The sequence below is a fragment of the Streptomyces sp. NBC_01485 genome (genome assembly GCF_036227125.1).
GTDB lineage: Bacteria > Actinomycetota > Actinomycetes > Streptomycetales > Streptomycetaceae > Streptomyces.
In genome coordinates this window covers 7,462,033-7,482,459 of the sequence record NZ_CP109435.1, presented here as the reverse complement: position 1 = coordinate 7,482,459, position 20,427 = coordinate 7,462,033, and the positions used below count along the sequence as shown (strand labels likewise).

Sequence of the window (20,427 nt, the reverse complement as noted above, 5' to 3'; positions counted from 1 at the left end):
CCTATCGGGCGGTCGGGCCGGGGCGGGCCCGGAATATCGTCGGAGGGCGGGTCGTCGGAGGACGGTTTACGAGAGGCCGAACTCTTCGTCGATCAGGTTGAACAGGTCGTCGTCGCTGGCGGTGTCGATGGCCGCCGTGTCGGAGGCGTCCGGTCCGGTACCGGCCGCCGGGCCGCTCAGATCGCGCCACCGGGAGAGCAGCGCCTCCAGGCGGGCGGTGACGGTGTCGTCGCCGTGGACCTGCGCGTCGATGGCGGCGAGGGAGGCTGCCAAGGCGTCGATCTCCTTCAGTACGGGGCCGGTCGGGTCGGCGGTGTCGTCGGAGAGACCGAGGGCGGTGCGCAGGTACGCGGCGAGCTCGGCGGGGGTGGGGTGGTCGAAGACCAGCGTGGCGGGCAGCCGGGTGCCGGCCGCGGCGGCCAGCCGGTTGCGCAGTTCGACGGCGGTCAGCGAGTCGAAGCCCAGCTCCTTGAACGGCCGGTCGGCCCTGACCTCGTCGCCCGACGCGTGTCCGAGGACCACGGCCACCTGGCCGCGCACCAGGTCCAGCAGGGCGCGGTCGCGGTCCGCCGGGGCCAGCGCGGCCAGCCGGTCGGCCAGCGGCTGCTCCTGGCGGCCGGGCTCGTCGTACTGCCGGACCACTCGGCGGGCGGGGGTGCGGACCAGGCCGCGCAGCAGCGGGGACAGCGCTCCTGCCGCCGCCTGCGCCTGGAGGGCGGCCTGGTCGAACGGGACCGGGACGAGCAGCGGTTCGGGCCGCGTGAGGGCGGCGTCGAACAGGGCGAGGCCCTGCCGCGTGTCGAGTGTGCGGGTGCCGCCGCGGGCGACCCGGCTGCGGTCGGCCTCGCCGAGGTGGCCGGTCATGGCGCTGTCCTGCTCCCACAGGCCCCAGGCCAGCGAGGTGCCGGGCAGGCCGTGCCCGCGCCGGTACTGCGCGAGGCCGTCGAGGTAGGAGTTGGCGGCGGCGTAGTTGCCCTGGCCGGCGGCGCCGAAGGTGGCGGCCGCGGAGGAGAACAGGACGAAGGCGGACAGTTCCAGGTGCCGGGTGAGTTCGTGCAGGTGCCAGGCGGCGTCGGCCTTGGGCCGCAGGACGGTGGCGAGCCGGTCGGCGTCGAGCGAGCCGATGACGCCGTCGTCCAGTACGCCAGCCGCGTGCACCACGGCGGTCAGCGGGTGCTCGCCGGGCACGGTGCCCAGCGCCGCGGCCAGCGCGGCGCGGTCGGCGGTGTCGCAGGCCGCCATGGTGACGTCGGCACCCAACTCGGCGAGTTCGGCGCGCAGTTCGGGCGCGCCGGGGGCGTCGGGGCCGCGTCGGCTGAGCAGCAGCAGGCTGCGCACGCCGTGCTCGGCGACCAGGTGCCGGGCGAGGAGCCGGCCGAGGGTGCCGCTGGCGCCGGTGATCAGTACGGTGCCGTCGGGGTCGAGCGGCGCCGGGAGCGTCAGCACGACCTTGCCGATGTGCCGGGCCTGGCTGATGTGCCGGAAGGCGTCGCGGGCCTGGCGGATGTCCCAGGCGCGGATCGGCAGCAGCCGCAGCGTTCCGTCGCCGAACAGCTTCAGCAGCTTGGTCAGCAGCTGTCCGATGCGCTTGGGCCCGGCCTCGCTGAGGTCGAAGGCCCGGTAGACGACGCCCGGGTGGTCCTGGGCGACGGTCTCGGGCTGCCGGACGTCGGCCTTGCCCATCTCCAGGAACCGGCCGCCGCGCGGCAGCAGCGTCAGCGAGGCGTCGACGTACTCGTGGGCCAGCGCGTTCAGGACGACGTCCATGCCGCGCCCGCCGCTGACGGTCAGGAACTTCTCGGCGAAGCCGGTGTCGCGGGAGGAGGCGATGTGGTCGTCGTCCAGCCCGAGACCGCGCAGTACGTCCCACTTGCCGGGGCTCGCGGTGGCGTACACCTCGGCCCCCAGGTGCCGGGCGATCTGTACGGCGGCCATGCCGACGCCGCCCGCTCCTGCGTGCACCAGGACCGCCTCGCCGGGCCGCAGCGCGGCCAGGTCGGTCAGGGCGAAGAGCGCGGTGAGGAAGACGATCGGCACCGAGGCGGCCTGGGTGTGGCTCCAGTCGTCGGGGACGCGGGCCAGCAGGCGGTGGTCGGTGACGGCGAGCGGTCCGTAGCCGCCGCTGAACATGCCGAACACCCGGTCGCCGGGGGCGAGTTTGCTGACGCCGGGCCCGGTCTCGAGCACCACGCCGGCGCCTTCGCTGCCCATCAGCGCCGCGTACGGCTCCAGGCCCATGGCGATCAGCGCCTGGCTGAAGTCCATGCCGAGCGCGATGAGCACGTCCCGGAAGTTGACGCCGCCGGCACGCATGGCGACGCGTACCTCGCCGCGCCGCAGCCGGGCGTCGTCCGCCGGGACGGGCAGCAGCGCCAGGCCGTCCAGGGTGCCGTCGGCGGCGGGGGTGAGCCGCCAGTCGGTGGTGCCGGACGGCGGCACGAGGGTCCCGGCGGTCGCGGTACGGGCCAGGCGCGGGGCCAGCAGGGCGGCCCCGCGTACGGCCAGTTGCGGTTCGTCGCCGTGCAGGGCGGCGAGCAGCGCGGACGCCTGCGCAGCCGCCTGCGCGGGCGGGGCCGTCCCGCTCACGGCGCCGTCGGCGTCGAGGTCGACCAGCCGCAGCCGCAGCGGGTTCTCCGACTGGGCGGAGCGGGCCAGACCCCACAGGGCGGCCGCCGCCGGGTCGGGCGCGGGGTCCTGCGGGCCGGTGGCGAGCGCGCCGGTGGTCAGCAGCACCAGCGGGATGTCGGCCAGCCGGTCCTCGGCCAGCCACCGCTGAAGGGTGACCAGCAGGTCGCGGGTGACGGCGTGGGCACGGACGGCGGAGTCGCCTCCGGTTGATCCCGCCGATCCGGTCGATCCGGTCGGTTCGGCTGATCCCGTTGATCCGGTCGCCAGGCACAGAAGGGCTGGGCGGTCGGCCGGTACGTCTCCCGCGTCCAGGGCGGCGCACAGCGCGGCCTGGTCTGCGTAGCCGGTGACGGGTCCGGCCTCTTCGGCGCCGACCAGGAGCCGGGCGAGGCCGAGCGGGTCTGCGCCGAGCACGGTGCAGCCCGCCGGAGCCGGTGCCGATGCCTGGGCCGTGGCCTGGGTCCGGTCTGTGAGGGGGGTCCGGTCGGTGACGGGGGTCCACTCCATGCGGTACAGCGACTGGGCGGTGTCGTCCTGTTCGGGCCCGGCGGCGGCGAGGAGTTCGGCCGCGATCGGGCGCAGGATCAGCGAGTCGGCGGTGGCGACCGGGCTGCCGGTGGTGTCGTACGCCTCGACGGCGACGGCGTCCGGGCCCGCCGGGGTGAGCCGGACCCGCAGCTCGGCGGCGCCGGTGGCGAACAGGGTCATGCCGGTCCAGGCGAACGGCAGCAGGGCGCGCGGTTCGCCGGACTGCTCGACGAGCCCGGTCTGCTCGTCGAGGCAGATGGTGTGTAGGGCCGCGTCCAGCAGCGCCGGGTGCAGGCCGTACGCGGCTGCCTGCTCGCGGTGCTCCTCGGGCAGCGCCACCTCGGCGAACACCTCCGTGTCGCGCCGCCACACCGCCCGCAGCCCCTGGAAGGCGGGGCCGTAGCCGTAGCCCCGGCCGGTCAGCCGCTCGTACAGGCCGGTGAGGTCGATCGGTTCGGCGCCGGACGGCGGCCAGGCGGCCGGGTCCAGGGCGGGTACGGTCTCGGCCGGCGCGGGCGCCAGTGTGCCGCCCGCGTGCCGGGTCCAGACCGGCTGCGCGGTGAGGTCGGCGGGGTCCTGGCGGCTGGAGTGCACCTCCAGGCTCCGGCGGCCGTTGTCGTCCGGGGCGCCGACGGCGACCTGGACGCGCACCGCGCCGCGCTCCGGGAGCACCAGCGGGGCCTGCAGGGTCAGTTCCTCGACCTGGCCGCAGTCGGCCTGGTCACCGGCGTGGCCGGCGAGTTCGAGGAACGCCGTGCCGGGCAGCAGCACCGAGCCCATGACGGTGTGGTCGGTGATCCACGGGTGCCCGTCCGCGGTCAGGCGGGTGGTGAACAGCAGCCCGCCGTCGGCGAGTTCGACGGCCGCGCCCAGCATCGGGTGGGCGCTGGCGCGCAGTCCGACGGCCGAGACGTCGCCGCCGAAGGCGACGGCGGACGGCTGCGGCCAGTAGCGCCTGCGCTGGAAGGCGTACGTCGGCAGCTCCACGTGCCGGCGGCCGGCGGCGGCCGGGAACAGTCCGGCCCAGTCGGCCTCGGCGCCGTGCACGAAGGCCTGGGCGAGCGAGGTGAGGAACCGCGCGGGACCGCCGTGGTCGCGCCGCAGGGTGCCGACGGCACTCGCGCCGCCGCCTACGGCGTCCAGGGTGTCCTGGACCGGGGCGGTCAGCACCGGGTGCGGGCTGACCTCGACGAACACCTTGTGTCCTTCGGCGGCCAGGGCCTGTACGGCGTCGTGCAGCAGGACGGGGTTGCGCAGGTTCTCGTACCAGTAGCTCGCGTCGAGCTCCTTGCCGCCGATCCAGGCGCCGGTGTTGGTGGAGAACATCGGGACGTCGGCCGTGCGTGGCTCGACCGGGGCGAGCGAGGACAGCAGCTCGGGCCGCAGCATCTCGACCCCGGCGGAGTGCGAGGCGTAGTCCACGGCCACCTTGCGGGCCTGGACGCCGAGTTCACCGCAGCGGGTGAGGAAGCGCTCCAGGGCCTCGGCCTCGCCGGAGACCACGACCGACTCCGGGCCGTTGACGGCCGCGATGCCGACAGCGGCTCCGTCGTCGCCCGCGAGGCCGTCGCCGTCCGCGAAGCCGTCGAGCAGTTCGGTCACACGGGCCGCCGAGGCCGACACCGAGGCCATGCCGCCGGTTCCGGCCATCCGGATGATCGCCCGGGAGCGCAGTGCCACGATCCGGGCGGCGTCGTCCAGGGACAGCGCGCCGGCCACGCAGGCCGCCGCGATCTCGCCCTGCGAATGCCCGACGACAGCCGACGGACGTACGCCCACCGACCGCCACAACGCCGCCAGCGACACCATCACCGCCCACAGCACCGGCTGCACGACGTCCACCCGCTCCAACTCGGTGCCGTCGCCACCGTCGCCACCGAGGACACCGGTCAGCGACCAGTCCACGTACGGCGCCAGCGCGGCCTCGCACTCCGCGATCGCCGCCGCGAACACCGGTGACTCCGCCAGCAGTTCACGAGCCATGCCCGTCCACTGCGAGCCCTGGCCGGGGAAGACGAACACCACGCCGCCGGACCCGGTGGCGGTGCCGACCGCGCCCTGGGCCGGCTCCGCGCCCGCCGCCACGGCCTGTGCCTGTGCGGTCAGTTCGGCCAGATCGCGGCCGAGCAGGACGGCGCGGTCGCCGAACACCGTACGTCCGGTGGCCAGGGCGCGGCCCACGGCACGCGGATCGGCCGCCGGGTCGGACGCGGCGAACTCGGCGAGGAGCGCGGCCTGTTCGGCCAGCGCCTCGGGGGTGCGTCCGCTGACGACCCAGGACACGAGGGCGTCGTCGCCCGCCGCGAAGGACGGTGCGCTCTCGGCGGTCAGGGCGTCGGGGGCCTCGATGATCTCCGTGACCTCCGTGGTCTCCGTGGTCTCCGTGGTCCCGGGGGCCTGTTCGAGGATGGTGTGCGCGTTGGTGCCGCTCACGCCGAACGACGACACCGCCGCACGGCGCGGCCTGCCGGTCTCCGGCCAGTCCCGCGCCTCGGTCAGCAACTCGACCGCACCGGCCGACCAGTCGACGTGCGGGGTGGGCTCGTCCACGTGCAGAGTGGCGGGGAGAACGCCGTGCCGCATCGCCATGACCATCTTGATGATGCCCGCCACACCGGCGGCGGCCTGGGTGTGGCCGATGTTGGACTTCACCGACCCCAGCCACAGCGGCTGTTCGGCGTCCCGGCGCCTGCCGTACGTCGCCAGCAGCGCCTGCGCCTCGATCGGGTCGCCGAGGGAGGTGCCGGTGCCGTGTGCCTCGACGGCGTCGATGTGGTCCGACGTCAACCGCGCGCCGGCCAGGGCCTGGCGGATGACCCGCTGCTGCGAGGGGCCGTTGGGGGCGGTCAGGCCGTTGGACGCGCCGTCCTGGTTGACTGCGCTGCCACGGACCACGGCCAGCACCCGGTGACCGTTGCGCCGGGCGTCGGACAGCTTCTCCACGAGCAGCATGCCGGCGCCCTCGCCCCAGCCAGTACCGTCCGCGCCCGCCGCGAACGCCTTGCACCGGCCGTCGAAGGACAGCCCGCGCTGGCGGCTGAACTCGATGAACGCGCCGGGCGTCGACATCACCGTCACACCGCCGGCCAGTGCCATGTCGCACTCGCCGGAGCGCAGCGCCTGGATGGCCAGGTGCAGGGCGACCAGCGAGGACGAGCAGGCCGTGTCGACCGTGACCGCCGGGCCCTCCAGTCCGAAGACGTACGACAGCCGGCCCGACACCACGCTCGCCGAGCTGCCGGTGCTGCCGTAGCCCTCGGCCAGTTCGGGCGAGCCGAGGAACAGGCCCATGTAGTCCTGGCCGTTGGAGCCGACGAACACGCCGGTGCGGGAGCCGCGCAGCGCGGTCGGGTCCAGGCCCGCGCGTTCGACGGCCTCCCAGCCGGTCTCCAGCAGCAGCCGCTGCTGCGGGTCCATCGCCAGCGCCTCACGCGGCGAGATCCCGAAGAAGTCGGCGTCGAACATGCCCGGTGCGGTCAGGAAGCTGCCGGTGCGGGCGTAGGAGGTGCCGCGCCGGTCGGGGTCGGCGTCGTAGAGGGCTTCGAGGTCCCAGCCGCGGTCGGTCGGGAACTCGGTGACGGTGTCCTGTCCGCCGAGCACCAGCTCCCACAGCTGCTCGGGCGTGCTAACCCCGCCGGGGAAGCGGCAGGCCATGCCGACGATGGCGATCGGCTCGTCGTCGGCGGACCGGACGGCGAGCGCCCCGCCGCCTGCGTTGGCTCGACCGGCCTCGTCGCCGGGGAGCCCGCCGCCGAGAAGCTCGTCGCGCAGGTGGGCGGCGAGCACGGTCGCGGTCGGGTAGTCGAAGACGAGAGTCGCGGGCAAGGCGAGGCCGGTGGCCGCGCCGAGCCGGTTGCGCAGTTCGACGGCGGTCAGCGAGTCGAAGCCCAGGTCCTTGAAGCTGCGGCCGGGTTCGACGGACTCGTACGAGGCGTGTCCGAGCGCGATCGCCACATGGGTGCGGACCAGGGTGAGCAGGGTGCGGTCGCGTTCCTCGCCGGTGCGTTCCGCCAGTTCGGCGCGGAGCGCGGCGGCCCGGTCGGCCTCGGCCGCGACGCTGCGGGACAGTTCCTCGACGGCCGCACGGGCCTCGGGGATACGGCTGATCAGCCGGCTGGGCCGGGCGGAGACCTGGGCGGTCACCAGCCGCTCCCAGTCCACGTCGGCGACGGTGAGCAGCGTGTCGCCGTGGTCGATCGCCCGGTGCAGGGCGGCGACCGCCGCGTCCGGGGCCATGGCGGAGACACCGCCGCGTTCCATCCGGGCGCCGGTCGTCTCCTCGCCTGCCGCCATGCCGCCGCCCGCCCAGGGACCCCAGGCGACGGCGGTGGCGGGCAGTCCGGCGGCCCGGCGGTGCTGGGCGAGGGCGTCCAGGCCGGCGTTGGCCGCCGCGTAGTTGCCCTGGCCGGCCGCGCCGAGGGTGCCCGCGATCGACGAGAACAGCACGAACGCGGTCAGGTCCAGGTCGCGGGTCAGCTCGTGCAGGTGCCAGGCGGCTTCGGTCTTGGCCGCCAGGACGGCCGTCAGCCGCTGCGGGGTCAGCGCGGCGAGTACGCCGTCGTCCAGCACACCGGCGGCGTGCACGACGGCCGTCAGCGGCCGGTCGGCCGTGACCCCGTCGATCAGCGCGGCCAGCGCCGTACGGTCCGAGGTGTCGCAGGCCACGACGACCGGCTCGGTCCCCGCCGCCGCCAGTTCGGCGCACAGCTCGGCCGCGCCGGGCGCCGCCGGGCCGCTGCGGCTGGCCAGGAGCACGCGCTCGGCGCCGTTGCGGGCCAGCCAGCGGGCGACGTGGCCGCCGAGGGCGCCGGTGCCGCCGGTGACCAGGACGGTTCCGGTGGGCTGCCAGGGCGCGGCGGGCTCGGCGGCGGTGATCGGGGCGCGCTCCAGCCGGGCGCCGTAGGCGGCCGAGGAACGCACGGCGACCTGGTCCTCGCCGGGATCGGTCTGCGCGAGCACGGCGCAGAGACGGTCCAGGATCCGCTCGTCGAGGATCGACTCGTCCAGGATCCGCGCGTCCAGGGCGGTCGCCGAGCCGGCTGCCGGGTCCTCGTCGGCGGGCAGGTCGATGAGGCCGCCCCACCGGTCCGGGTGTTCGAGCGCGGCGACGCGGCCCAGTCCCCACAGCTCGGCCTGGCGCGGCCGGGCGGGGCCGTTGTCCTGACCCGCCGCCACGGCTCCGGCGGTGACACACCACAGCGGAGCGCTGACGTCGGCGTCGCCCAGGGCCTGGAGCAGGAGAAGGGTGCCCGCGAGTGCGCCGGAACCCGAGCCCGCGTTCTGCGGGGCCGGTGCCGCGAGGAGGGAGAGCACACCGGTCGGCTGCCCGGTGCCCTCGTCGTCGGCCGCCGTCGCGCGCAGGACGGCCGCCAGGTCGTCACGGGTCGTGTCGGCCGCCGCGTGCACCTGCCGTACGTCGGCGCCTCGGGCGGTCAGCGCCGCGAGGATCGCTTCGGGAGCGGTGCCACCGGCCGGGGTGACGACCCACCAGGTGCCGGTCAGCGGCGTCGAGGCGGTCGGCGCGAGCGGCTGCCAGCGCATGCGGTACCGCCAGGTGTCGGTCAGCTGCCGCTGCCGGCCTCCCCGCCGCCACGCCGTGAGCGCGGGCAGTACGTCGCCGAGCGGACCGCTGTCGTCCATCCGCAGGGCCGCCGCGACGGACTCCAGGTCCTCTCGTTCCACGGCCTCCCAGAACCGGGCGTCGACCGTGTCGTTCTCGCCGCTCCCGCTGCGAGCGCCGAGCGGCCGGGCCTGCTCGGGCCAGTAGCGCTCGCGCTGGAAGGCGTACGTCGGCAACTCGACAGGACGCGCACCGGACCCGGCGAACAACGCCGCCCAGTCCACCGCCACACCCCGCACGAACGCCCCCGCCACACCAGCCACCAGCGACTCCGCCTCCGACCACCCCGACCGCAGCACCGGCACACCAGCACCCTCCGGAACCAGCCCGGACAACACCCCACCCGGACCGACCTCGACGAACGTCACCACGCCACGGCCCTCCAGCGCCGCAACGCCGTCGGCGAAACGAACCGCCTCACGGACATGCCGCACCCAGTACTCGGGCGAGCACAACTCCTCGGCCGTGGCCAGTTCACCGGTCAGGTTCGAGACGAGCGGGATACGCGGAGTCGCGTAGGTCAGGCTCTCGGCCACACGGCGGAACTCCGCCAGCATCGGATCCATCAACGGCGAATGGAAGGCATGACTGACCGTCAACTCCTTGACACGCAGGCCCTGTTCACGCCAACGCGACTCCAACTCCCCGACGGCTTCCGCATCACCGGACACCACGACCGACGACGCACCGTTCACCGCCGCGACGGCAACCCGCTCGTCCAGCTCGGGACGCACATCCGCCTCGGTCGCCTCGACCGCCAGCATCGCGCCACCCTCGGGCAGCGCACCCATCAACCGACCACGCGCCGCCACCAACGCACACGCGTCGTCCAGAGACCAGACACCAGCCACATACGCGGCGGCGATCTCACCGATCGAATGACCCGCCACGAAGTCCGGCCGCACACCCCACGACTCCAACAACCGGAACAGCGCCACCTCCACCGCGAACAACGCCGGCTGCGTGAACTCCGTCCGGTCGATCAACCCCTCACACTTGCCCTCGCCGTCGCCCTCGAAGAGGACATCCCGCAGCGAGCGGTTCAGCAGCTCGTCGAACCGGGCGCACACCGCGTCCAGGGCATCCGCGAACACCGGGAAGGCGGCGTACAACTCCCGCCCCGCGCCTGCCCGCTGGCTGCCCTGGCCCGAGAACAGGAACGCAGTCCGGCCTTCCATCGCCGTACCGCACACCAGACCCGGCGCCTCCGCGCCCTGCGCCATCACTGCCAACCCGCGCTCCAGCGCAGACCGGTCACGTCCGAAAACCACCGCATGGTGATCGAACGTAGAGCGGCCGTGGGCGAGGGAGTACCCCACTTCGACCGCGTTAGCCCCATGACCTGGGCCCCCTATCCACTGCGAGAGGCGAGTTGCCTGCTCCCGCAGGGCCGATTCGCCCCGACCTGACACGATCCACGGCACCACGCCACCGCGCACTGCGGCCTCGGTGGCCTCGGTGGCAGGGGCGGGCACTGCGGGCTGCTCGATGATCACGTGGGCGTTGGTGCCGCTGATTCCGAACGCGGAGACGCCCGCGCGGCGCGGACGGTCGTGGTCGGGCCAGTCGGTGGCGGCGGTCAGCAGTCGCACCGCGCCCTCGGACCAGTCCACGTGCGGGGTCGGCTCGTCCACGTGCAGCGTCTGCGGGAGCACTCCGTGCCGCATCGCCAGCACCATCTTGATCACACCCGCCACACCCGCGGCGGCCTGCGTGTGCCCGAGGTTGGACTTCACCGAGCCGAGCAGGAGCGGGTGTTCGTCCTCGCGGCCCTGCCCGTACGTCGCCAGCAGCGCCTGGGCCTCGATCGGGTCGCCCAGCGCCGTACCCGTGCCGTGTGCCTCCACGACGTCGACCTCGGACGTCCCGAGGCCCGCGTTGGCCAGGGCCTGTCGGATCACCCGCTGCTGCGAGGGGCCGTTCGGGGCCGTAAGACCGTTGGACGCGCCGTCCTGGTTGACGGCCGATCCGCGCACCACCGCGAGGATCCGGTGGCCGTTGCGTTCGGCGTCGGACAGGCGCTCCACGAGCAGCATGCCCGCGCCCTCGCCCCAGCCGGTGCCGTCGGCGGCGCCGGCAAACGCCTTGCAGCGGCCGTCGGCCGACAGTCCGCGCTGCCGGGAGAACTCCACGAAGGCCCCCGGGGTGGACATGACGGTGACGCCGCCCGCCAACGCCATGTCGCACTCGCCGGACCGCAGCGCCTGCGCGGCCAGGTGCAGGGCCACCAGCGAGGACGAGCAGGCGGTGTCGACGGTCAGCGTCGGCCCTTCGAGGCCGAAGGTGTAGGCGAGGCGGCCGGAGACGACGCTGGCGGCGTTGCCGGTGCCGACATGGCCTTCACCGCTGGCCGCGCCGAGGAGCAGCGCCGGGTAGTCCTGGCCGTTGGTGCCGACGAAGACGCCGGTCCGGGAGCCGCGCGCCGACCGGGGGTCGATGCCGGCCCGCTCGAAGGCCTCCCACGAGGTCTCCAGGAGCAGCCGCTGTTGCGGGTCCATCGCCAGTGCCTCACGCGGCGAGATCCCGAAGAACCCGGCGTCGAAGCGGTCGGCGTCCGCGAGGAAGCCGCCGACTCGGACGTACGAGGTGCCCTGGTGCTCGGGGTCGGGGTGGTAGAGCGCGTCCAGGTCCCAGCCCCGGTCGTCGGGGAACGCGCCGATCGCGTCGCGGCCCTCGGCCAGCAGCCGCCACAGCTCCTCGGGGGAGGCGATGCCGCCGGGGAAGCGGCAGCCGATGCCGACGATGGCCACCGGTTCGTCCACCGCTGCCGCCGCCGTGACCGACGGCGCCGTGGGCTCGGCGGCACGGCTGCCGCCGCCCAGCAGGCGTTCGAGGAACCAGTCGGCCAGGGCCAGCGGGGTCGGGTGGTCGTACACCAGGGTGCTGGGCAGGCTGAGCGCGGTGCGGGCGCCGAGGCGGTTGCGCAGTTCCACGGCGGTCAGCGAGTCCATGCCCAGTTCGTTGAACGGGCGTTCCTCCGGGACGGCCGAGCCGGAGCTGTGACCGAGCACGAGCGCGGTCTGCTCTCGTACGAGGTCGAGCAGCAGCGCGGCGCGTTCCGGCTCGGACAGCGTGGCGAGCCGGTCGGCCAGGGTGCCGCCGCCGGTGCCACCACCGGTGCCCGTGCCGGGCTGCGGCTGTGCGCCGGATGTGTCGCGTGCGTGGTCCAGGGCGCGGACGGCGGCCGGGATGCCGGTCAGCAGCGGCGCCGGGCGGGCGACGGACAGGCCGGGCGCGAAGCGCGCCCAGTCGACGTCGGCCACGACGGCGGACGGAGCGCCGCCGGACACCGCGAGGTGCAGGGCGTCGAGGGCGGACTCCGGGGTGAGCGGGGTCAGACCGGCGCGACGCAGCCGGGCCTCGGTGGTGTCACCGTCGGCGGCCATGCCGGCGCCTGCCCAGGGGCCCCAGGCGACGGCGGTGGCCGCGAGGCCGTGGTCGTGCCGGTGCCGGGCGAGCGCGTCGAGGTAGGCGTTGGCGGCGGCGTAGTTGCCCTGACCGGCGCCTCCGACACTGCCGGAGAGGGAGGAGAAGAGGACGAACGCGGTCAGGTCCAGGTCGCGGGTCAGCTCGTGCAGGTGCCAGGCGCCGAGGGCCTTGCCCGCCAGGACGGCGGCCAGCCGCTCGGGGGTCAGGGCTTCCAGCACGCCGTCGTCGAGGATGCCCGCCGTGTGCACCACGGCGGTCAGCGGGCAGTCGGCCGGGATCGCGTCGATGACGGCGCGCAGGGCTTGCCGGTCGGCCACGTCGCAGGCCGCCACGGTCACGGTCACCGTCGCCGCCACGCCCTCCAGTTCCGCCAGCAGTCCGGCGGCGTCGGGCGCGTCCATGCCCCGGCGGCTCAGCAGCACCAGCCGCTCGGCACCCTGCTCCGCGAGCCGGCGCGCGACCATGCCGCCGAGGCCGCCGAGGCCGCCGGTGACCAGGACCGTGCCGGACGGCTGCCAGATGCCGGCCTCCTCCGTACGTCGCAGGGGGACGGGACGGAGCCTGCGTACGAACACACCGGACGGCCGTACCGCCACCTGGTCCTCGGCGCGCTGCCCGAGCACCCGCGCCAGCCGGGCGGCGGACCGCTCGTCCGCCGACTCCGGCAGATCGACCAGACCGCCCCAGCGCTGCGGGTACTCCAGCGCCGCCACCCGGCCCAGACCCCACACCACAGCCCGCCCCGGCGCGGCCAGCCGGTCGGCACGACCGACCGCCACCGCACCACGCGTCGCACACCACAACGGCGCCTCGACCCCGGCATCGCCAAGTGCCTGCAGAAGCGTCAACTCACCTGTGTCCGAAGGCTGTTCGGACGGCTGATCCGACAGTTGTCCCGATGGCTGCTCCGACGGCTGTTCGGGCGAGCCGTCGCCGCCGAGGAGGGACAGGACCCCGGTCAGTTCGTGCTCGGCGGCCGTCTCGCGGAGCCGGTCGGCCAGCGCGGCGCGGTCCTCGGTGCTCCCGACCTCGCAGCGGATCGGCTCGACGCCGGTGGCGCGCAGCGCTGCCAGCCAGGCATCGGCCCAGGCGGGCCGGGCCGTCGGTACGGCTACCAGCCAAGTGCCGGAAGCGGCGGCGTCGGCTGCTGCGGCGTCCGCCCAGGGCTGCCAGCGCTCCTGGTAGCCGCAACTGTCGACGAGCGACGCCTGCCGGTGCCGGCGTCGCCAGGACGACAGCAGCGGCAAGGCGGACGCCAGCGTCTGGCCGGCCTCGTCGGCCTCGGCCCCGGCGAGCCGCAGCGCCCCGGTGACCGCGGGCAGGTCGCCGCTCTCGATGGCGGCCCAGAGCTGCGCCTCCTCTTGCGCCGCGGCCACATCGGGGACCAGGTCGGCGGCGGTGAGCGTGGCGGACTCCAGCCAGTACTGCTGGTGCTGGAAGGGGTAGGTGGGCAGGTCTACGGGGTGGAGATCACCGCTGCCGCTGCCGGTCAGATAGGCCGACCAGTCGACGGCGGGGCCGTGGACGTGGAGGGTGGCCAGCGCCGCCAGCAGGGCCGCGTCCTCGGCACGGTCACGGCGCAGGGCGGCGACCAGGACCGAGGCGGTGGGCCGGGCGACTTCGGCGTCCACTTCCGCGATCGTGTCCTGGGCCATGGCGGTCAGGACACCGTCGGGGCCCAGCTCCAGGTAACGGCGGACACCCTCGCGATGGAGCGTACGGATGCCGTCGGCGAAGCGGACCGCCTCACGGACATGCCGCACCCAGTACTCGGGCGAGCACAGGTCTGCTGCCGTGGCCAGTTCACCGGTCAGGTTCGACACGACCGGGATACGGGGGGCGGCGTACGCCAGGCTCTCGGCCACGCGGCGGAACTCCGCCAGCATCGGATCCATCAACGGGGAGTGGAAGGCATGACTGACCGTCAATTGCTTGACACGCAGGCCCTGTTCACGCCAACGCGACTCCAACTCACCCACGGCTACGGCATCACCGGACACCACGACCGACGACGGGCCGTTGACCGCAGCGACGGCAACGCGCTCGTCGAGTCCGGCCAGCACCTCGGCCTCGGTCGCCTCCACGGCCAGCATCGCGCCACCCTCGGGCAGCGCACCCATCAACCGGCCACGCGCAGCCACCAGCTTGCACGCGTCGTCCAAGGTCCACACACCAGCCACATACGCGGCGGCGATCTCACCGATGGAGTGGCCCGCGAGGAAGTCCGGTCGCACGCCCCACGACGTGAGCAGCCGGAACAGCGCCACCTCCACCGCGAACAACGCCGGCTGGGTGAACTCCGTCCGGTCGATCAACCCCTCACCCTCGAACAACACCTCACGCAACGGACGATCCAACAACCCGTCGAAGCCCGCGCACACCGCGTCCAACGCCTCGGCGAACACCGGGAAGGCCGCGTAAAGACCACGCCCCATACCCGCGCGCTGCGCGCCCTGCCCCGTGAACAGCCAGGCCGTGCGTGCGCCGGATGCCGCCGTCGCGACACGGGCCGAGGGGATCTCGCGGCCGTCGGCCACCGCTGCCAGGGCCTCCAGCAGTTCGGCTCGGTCGGCGCCGAGCGTCACCGCCCGATGGTCCAGCACCGCACGCCGCGTGGCCAGGGAGAACGCCACGTCCTGGGCCCGCAGTTCCGGTTCGGCCAGGAGGCGGTCCCGCAGTCGGCCGGCGGCGGCTCGCAACGCCTCGTCGCTGCGGGCCGAGAGGGGCAGCGCCACCAGGCCGGGAGTCTCTGTGCTCGGCGGCTCGGCAGCCGCGTCACCCTGCTCGATGACGACGTGGGCGTTCGTGCCGCTGACGCCGAAGGAGGACACGCCGGCCCGGCGCGGACGGCCGGTCTCGGGCCACTCGGTGGTGGCGGTCAGGAGTTCGACCGAGCCCGCCGTCCAGTCGACGTGCGGGGTCGGCTCGTCCACGTGCAGGGTCTGCGGGAGCACGCCGTGCCGCATCGCGAGCACCATCTTGATCACGCCCGCGACACCGGCGGCCGACTGGGTGTGCCCGAGGTTGGACTTCACCGAGCCGAGCAGGAGCGGCTGTTGCGCGCTCCGCCCCTGGCCGTAGGTGGCCAGCAGGGCCTGGGCCTCGATCGGGTCGCCGAGGGCCGTACCGGTACCGTGCGCCTCGACGGCGTCGACCTCGGCGGGGGTGAGACGGGCGTTGGCCAGCGCCTGACGGATGACACGCTGCTGGGCGGGACCGTTCGGAGCCGTCAGGCCGTTCGACGCGCCGTCCTGGTTGACGGCGGAGCCACGGACCACGGCCAGCACCTCGTGACCGTTGCGCCGGGCGTCCGAGAGCCGTTCCACGACGAGCACACCCGCGCCCTCGGACCAGCCGGTCCCGTCGGCCGCCGCCGCGAACGCCTTGCACCGCCCGTCGGCGGACAGCCCGCGCTGCCTGCTGAACTCCGTGAAGATGCCCGGCGTCGCCATCAGCGTCACACCGCCGACCAGCGCCATCGAGCACTCCCCCGCCCGCAGCGCCTGGCCTGCGAGATGCAGCGCGACCAGCGAGGACGAGCAGGCGGTGTCGACCGTGACAGCGGGGCCTTCGAAGCCGAAGGTGTAGGCCAGCCGGCCCGACACGACACTCGGGGTGTTGCCGGTCAGCAGGTGGCCCTCGACGCCCTCCGGCATCCGCAGCAGCCCGGTGCCGTACCCGGAGGCGGCGGCGCCGATGAACACACCGGCACGCGAACCACGCACCCTCGCCGGGTCCATGCCCGCGCGCTCCAGCGCCTCCCACGCGGCTTCCAGCAGGAGCCGCTGCTGCGGGTCCATCGCCAGCGCCTCACGCGGCGAGATCCCGAAGAACCCGGCGTCGAAGCCCGCCGCCTCGGCGACGAAGCCGCCACGGCTGACGTACGACGTACCGGCCCGCTCACCGTCCGCGTCGAACAACGCGTCCAGGTCCCAGCCTCGGTCGGCGGGGAAGTCGCCGATGGCGTCGCCGCCACCCAGCACCAGGTTCCACAGTGCCTCGGGCGACGCGATCCCGCCGGGGAACCGGCAGGCCATGCCCACGATCGCCAACGGCTCGTCCGCCGACGCACCGCCGGCCGTGACGGTGGTGGCGGCAGCCGGGACGACCGCCGTCTCCGGGACGGTTCCCGCCAGTTCGCCCAGAACGAACTCCGCCAGCGACTGCGGGGTCGGGAAGTCGAAGACGAGGGTCGCCGGCAGCCGCAGGCCCGTCGCCGTGTTGAGGTGATTACGCAGCTCGACGGCTGTGAGGGAGTCGAAGCCCAGATCCTTGAACGCCCGGCCCGGGTCCACCTCGGCGGCACCGCCATGGCCCAGCACGCCCGCCGCGTGCGCCCGCACCAGTTCCACGACCACCCGCCGGGCCTCGGCCTGTTCCAGACCCGCCAGCCGCGCTACGAGCGACTGCTCGGCTGTCGCGGACACATCACGCGCCTTGCGCAACGACGCCCGGACCAGCCCGCTCATGACGGGCGGCAGCGCGCCCACGGTGGCATTGGCCCGCAGCGTGGCCGTCTCCAGGTGCACAGCGACCGGCCGCGCCTCGGCACCGGTCCAGGCGGCGTCGAACAGCGCCATGCCGTCGTCCGCCCCCAGCGGCACGAGACCGCCGCCGGCCATACGGCGTACGTCCGCCTCGGTGAGGTCGCGGGTCATACCGCTGACCTGCGACCAGGGGCCCCAGGCCACGGAGGTCGCGGGCAGACCGCTGGTGCGACGGTACGCGGCCAACGCGTCCAACGCGGCGTTCGCGGCAGCATAGTTGGCCTGGCCCGAGGCCCCGAGAGTGCCTGCTATGGAGGAGAACAGGACGAAGGCGGCCAGGTCTTGGCCGGCCGTGAGTTCGTGCAGGTGGCGTGCGGCGTCGGCCTTCGGCCCCCACACGGTCGCCATACGGTCGGAGTTGAGCGTGGTGACCAGGCCGTCGTCCAGGACACCGGCGGTGTGGACTACGGCAGTCAGCCGCTCCGACTCCAACAGGGCCGCTACGGCGTCCCGGTCGGCCACGTCACAGGCCACGATCCGTACAGTGGCACCCAACTCGGTGAGATCGGCGTGCAGTTCCTCCGCGCCGGGAGCATCCAGACCACGCCGGGAGACCAACAACAGGTCCTGGGCACCGTGTTCGGCCACGAGATGCCGGGCCACCACCGCACCCAGACCGCCCGTGCCGCCGGTCACCAGGACCGTACGGTGCGGGTCCAGCGCCGCCGGAACGGTCAGCACGACCTTGCCGACGTGCCTGGCCTGGCTGATGAAACGGAAGGCATCACGGGCCTGGCGCACATCCCACGCCCGCACCGGAAGCAGCTCCACCACACCGGTGCCGAACAGCTCCAGCAGCTCGGCCAGCAACTCCGCGATCCGGTCCGGACCCGCCTCGAACAGATCGAACGCCTGGTACCGCACAGCCAGTTCGGCCGCGTCACGGACGTCGGTCTTGCCCATCTCCAGGAACCGGCCCCCTTCCGCCAGCACCGACAACGAAGCGTCGACGAACTCACCCGCGAGAGCATTCAGCACCACATCAATGCCGCTGAACTTCTCCGCGAAACCGGTGTCCCGGGACGACGCGATGTGATCGTCGTCCAGGCCCAGACCGCGCAGGACATCCCACTTGGCCGGGCTCGCCGTCGCGAACACCTCAGCGCCCAGATGCCGCGCGAGCTGAATCGCAGCCATACCGACGCCACCGGCACCCGCATGCACCAACACCCGCTCTCCGGGCTGCACTTGGGCCAGGTCCTGCCACGCGTACCACGCCGTCAGGAACACGATCGGCACCGACGCCGCCTCAGCGAACGACCAGCCCTCCGCCACCCGCGCCAACAACCGCTCGTCCGTCACCGTGACGTTGCCCATGCCGCCCGGGGCCATACCGAACACCCGGTCGCCGACGGCAAGACCGTCGACTCCCGGACCGACCTCCAGCACCACACCGGCCGCCTCGCCGCCCAGCGGACCGGCGGGACCGGGGTACATCCCCAACGCACTCAGCACATCACGGAAGTTCACGCCCGCGGCACGCACCGCGACCCGCACCTCACCCGCCGCCAGCTCGGCCGTCGCCTCGGGGAAGGGCACCAGGGCGAGCTGGTCCAGGCTCCCTCGTTCGGCACTGTCCAAGCGCCAGGCGGGCAGGTCCGACGGGACCGGGAGCGCGTCGTCGGCGGCGGTCCGGGAGAGGCGTGGGACGCTCACGGCGCCCTGCCGGATGGCGGCCTGGTCCTCCTCGATCCGGGCCGTGAGGCTGCTCAGCGCGCGCCAGGACTCGGCGGTGCCGTCGACGTCGGCCAGCACGAAGCGGCCGGGGTTCTCGGCCTGGGCCGAACGCATGAGGCCCCAGACCGCCGCCGCGTCAAGGTCTGTCACCGCGTCACCGGGGACTGCGGTGATGGCGCCCTGTGTGACGACCAGCAGCGGGGCGTCGGCCGACCGGTCGTCGGCCAGCCAGTCCTGAACGGTGGCCAGGGTGGCGGCGACAGCGCCCGCGCCGCCGACCGCGAGCAGGACGGCGCCGTCGAGGGGCACATCACCCACCCGCTCGTACGCCGTGGCCTCGACGCCCGCCTCGCGGAGGGTGTCCACGACCGGCTGTCCGCCGTGCAGCACTGCCGACCGGCGCGGGACGGAGACCGTCTCCATCTCCGGCATCGGCATCGGCATCCAGCCCAACCGGAGCAGCCCGTCGTCGGGCGAAGTCACCGTCTGCGGCCGAAGCTGTGCCGCGGAGACCGGCCGCAGGACGAGGGAGCCGATCGACGCCACCGGTTCGCCGGTGCCGTCGGCCACGTCGATGCGTACCGCGTCCGGACCGGCGGGAGCCAGGCGTGCCCGCAGGGCGCCGGCGCCGGTGGCGTGCAGGGCGACGTCCGACCAGGCGAACGGAAGGCGGCCCTGTCCTGCGGCGGTCTCCTCGGCGCTGACCTGTATGAACGCGCCGAATCCCACCGCGTGCAGCGTGGCGTCCAGCAGCGCCGGGTGCAGCCCGTACGCTCCCGCGCTGTCCCTGACCTGCTCGGGGAGCGCGACCTCTGCGTACACCTCGTCGCCGAGCCGCCAGGCGGCGTGCAGGCCTTGGAAGACCGGGCCGTAGCCGTAGCCCTGCGCGGTGAGGGACGGGTAGTGGCCGGCGACCTCGACCCGCGTGGCGCCGGGGGGCGGCCACTCGGTGAGCGGCTGCGGGGTGAGCGCGGCCGGGGCGTCGGGCGGGGCCAGCTCGCCGGTGGCGTGCCGGGTCCAGTCCACGTCCTCCGGCTCGCCGCGTCCGGAGGCGGCGGGACGCGAGGACACCGTCACCCGACGGCGTTCGGCCTCGTCCGGCGCCGACACCCGGACCTGCACCACGATGGTGCCGTCGGCGGGCATGACCAGCGGTTCCTGGAGAGTCAGCTCCTCCAGTCCGCCCCAGCCGAGTTCGGCCGCGGCGTGCAGCGCCATCTCCACGTACGCGGTGCCCGGGAGCAGCACCGAGCCCAGGATGGCGTGGTCGGCGAGCCAGGGGTGGGTGCGCAGCGACAGCCGGCCCGTGAGGACCATGCCCTCGTCGTGCGCGAGCCGGACGGCGGCCCCGAGCAGCGGATGCCCGGCCGGCTCCAGACCCAGACCGGTCGCGTCGCCGGGGGCGGCACCGGTCAGGTCCGGCCAGTAACGGCGTTCCTGGAACGGGTACGTGGGCAGTTCGACCCGCCGGGCGCCCGATCCGGCGTAGTACGCCGACCAGTCCACCGGCACGCCTGCCGCGTGCAGCCCGCCCAGGGCGCCGAGCAGCGTACGGGCGTCGGACCGGCCGCCGCGCAGCGTGGCGAGCAGCGCGCTGTCCGCGTCGTCGGGCAGGCAGTGCTGAGCCATGGCGGTGAGCACGGAGTCCGGCCCGAGCTCGACGAAGGTACGGACGCCCTGGCTGTGCAGCGTCGCGATCCCGTCGGCGAACCGGACGGCCTCACGGACATGCCGGACCCAGTACTCGGGCGAGCACAACTCCTCGGCCGTGGCCATCTCGCCGGTCAGGTTCGAGACGAGCGGGATGCGCGGGGTGTCGTACGTCAGGCCCTCGGCCACGCGGCGGAACTCCGCCAGCATCGGATCCATCAACGGGGAGTGGAAGGCATGACTGACCGTCAACTGCTTGACCCTCAGGCCCTGTTCACGCCACTTCGACTCCAACTCACCGACGGCTACGGCATCGCCCGACACCACGACCGACGACGGCGAGTTCAC

General features: G+C 74.2%; 1 protein-coding gene (only partly in view). It reads right to left on the bottom strand.

Annotated elements, in window-relative coordinates:
- Nucleotides 1–66 precede the first annotated feature (66 nt).
- A protein-coding gene (locus OG352_RS33305; protein ID WP_329222050.1) for a type I polyketide synthase crosses the window boundary here: on the bottom strand, nucleotides 67–20,427 show its 3' portion. It continues 16,569 nt past the right edge of the window; 20,361 of the gene's 36,930 nt are visible here — the last part of the coding sequence; its start codon lies beyond the right edge, outside the window; its stop codon occupies nucleotides 67–69.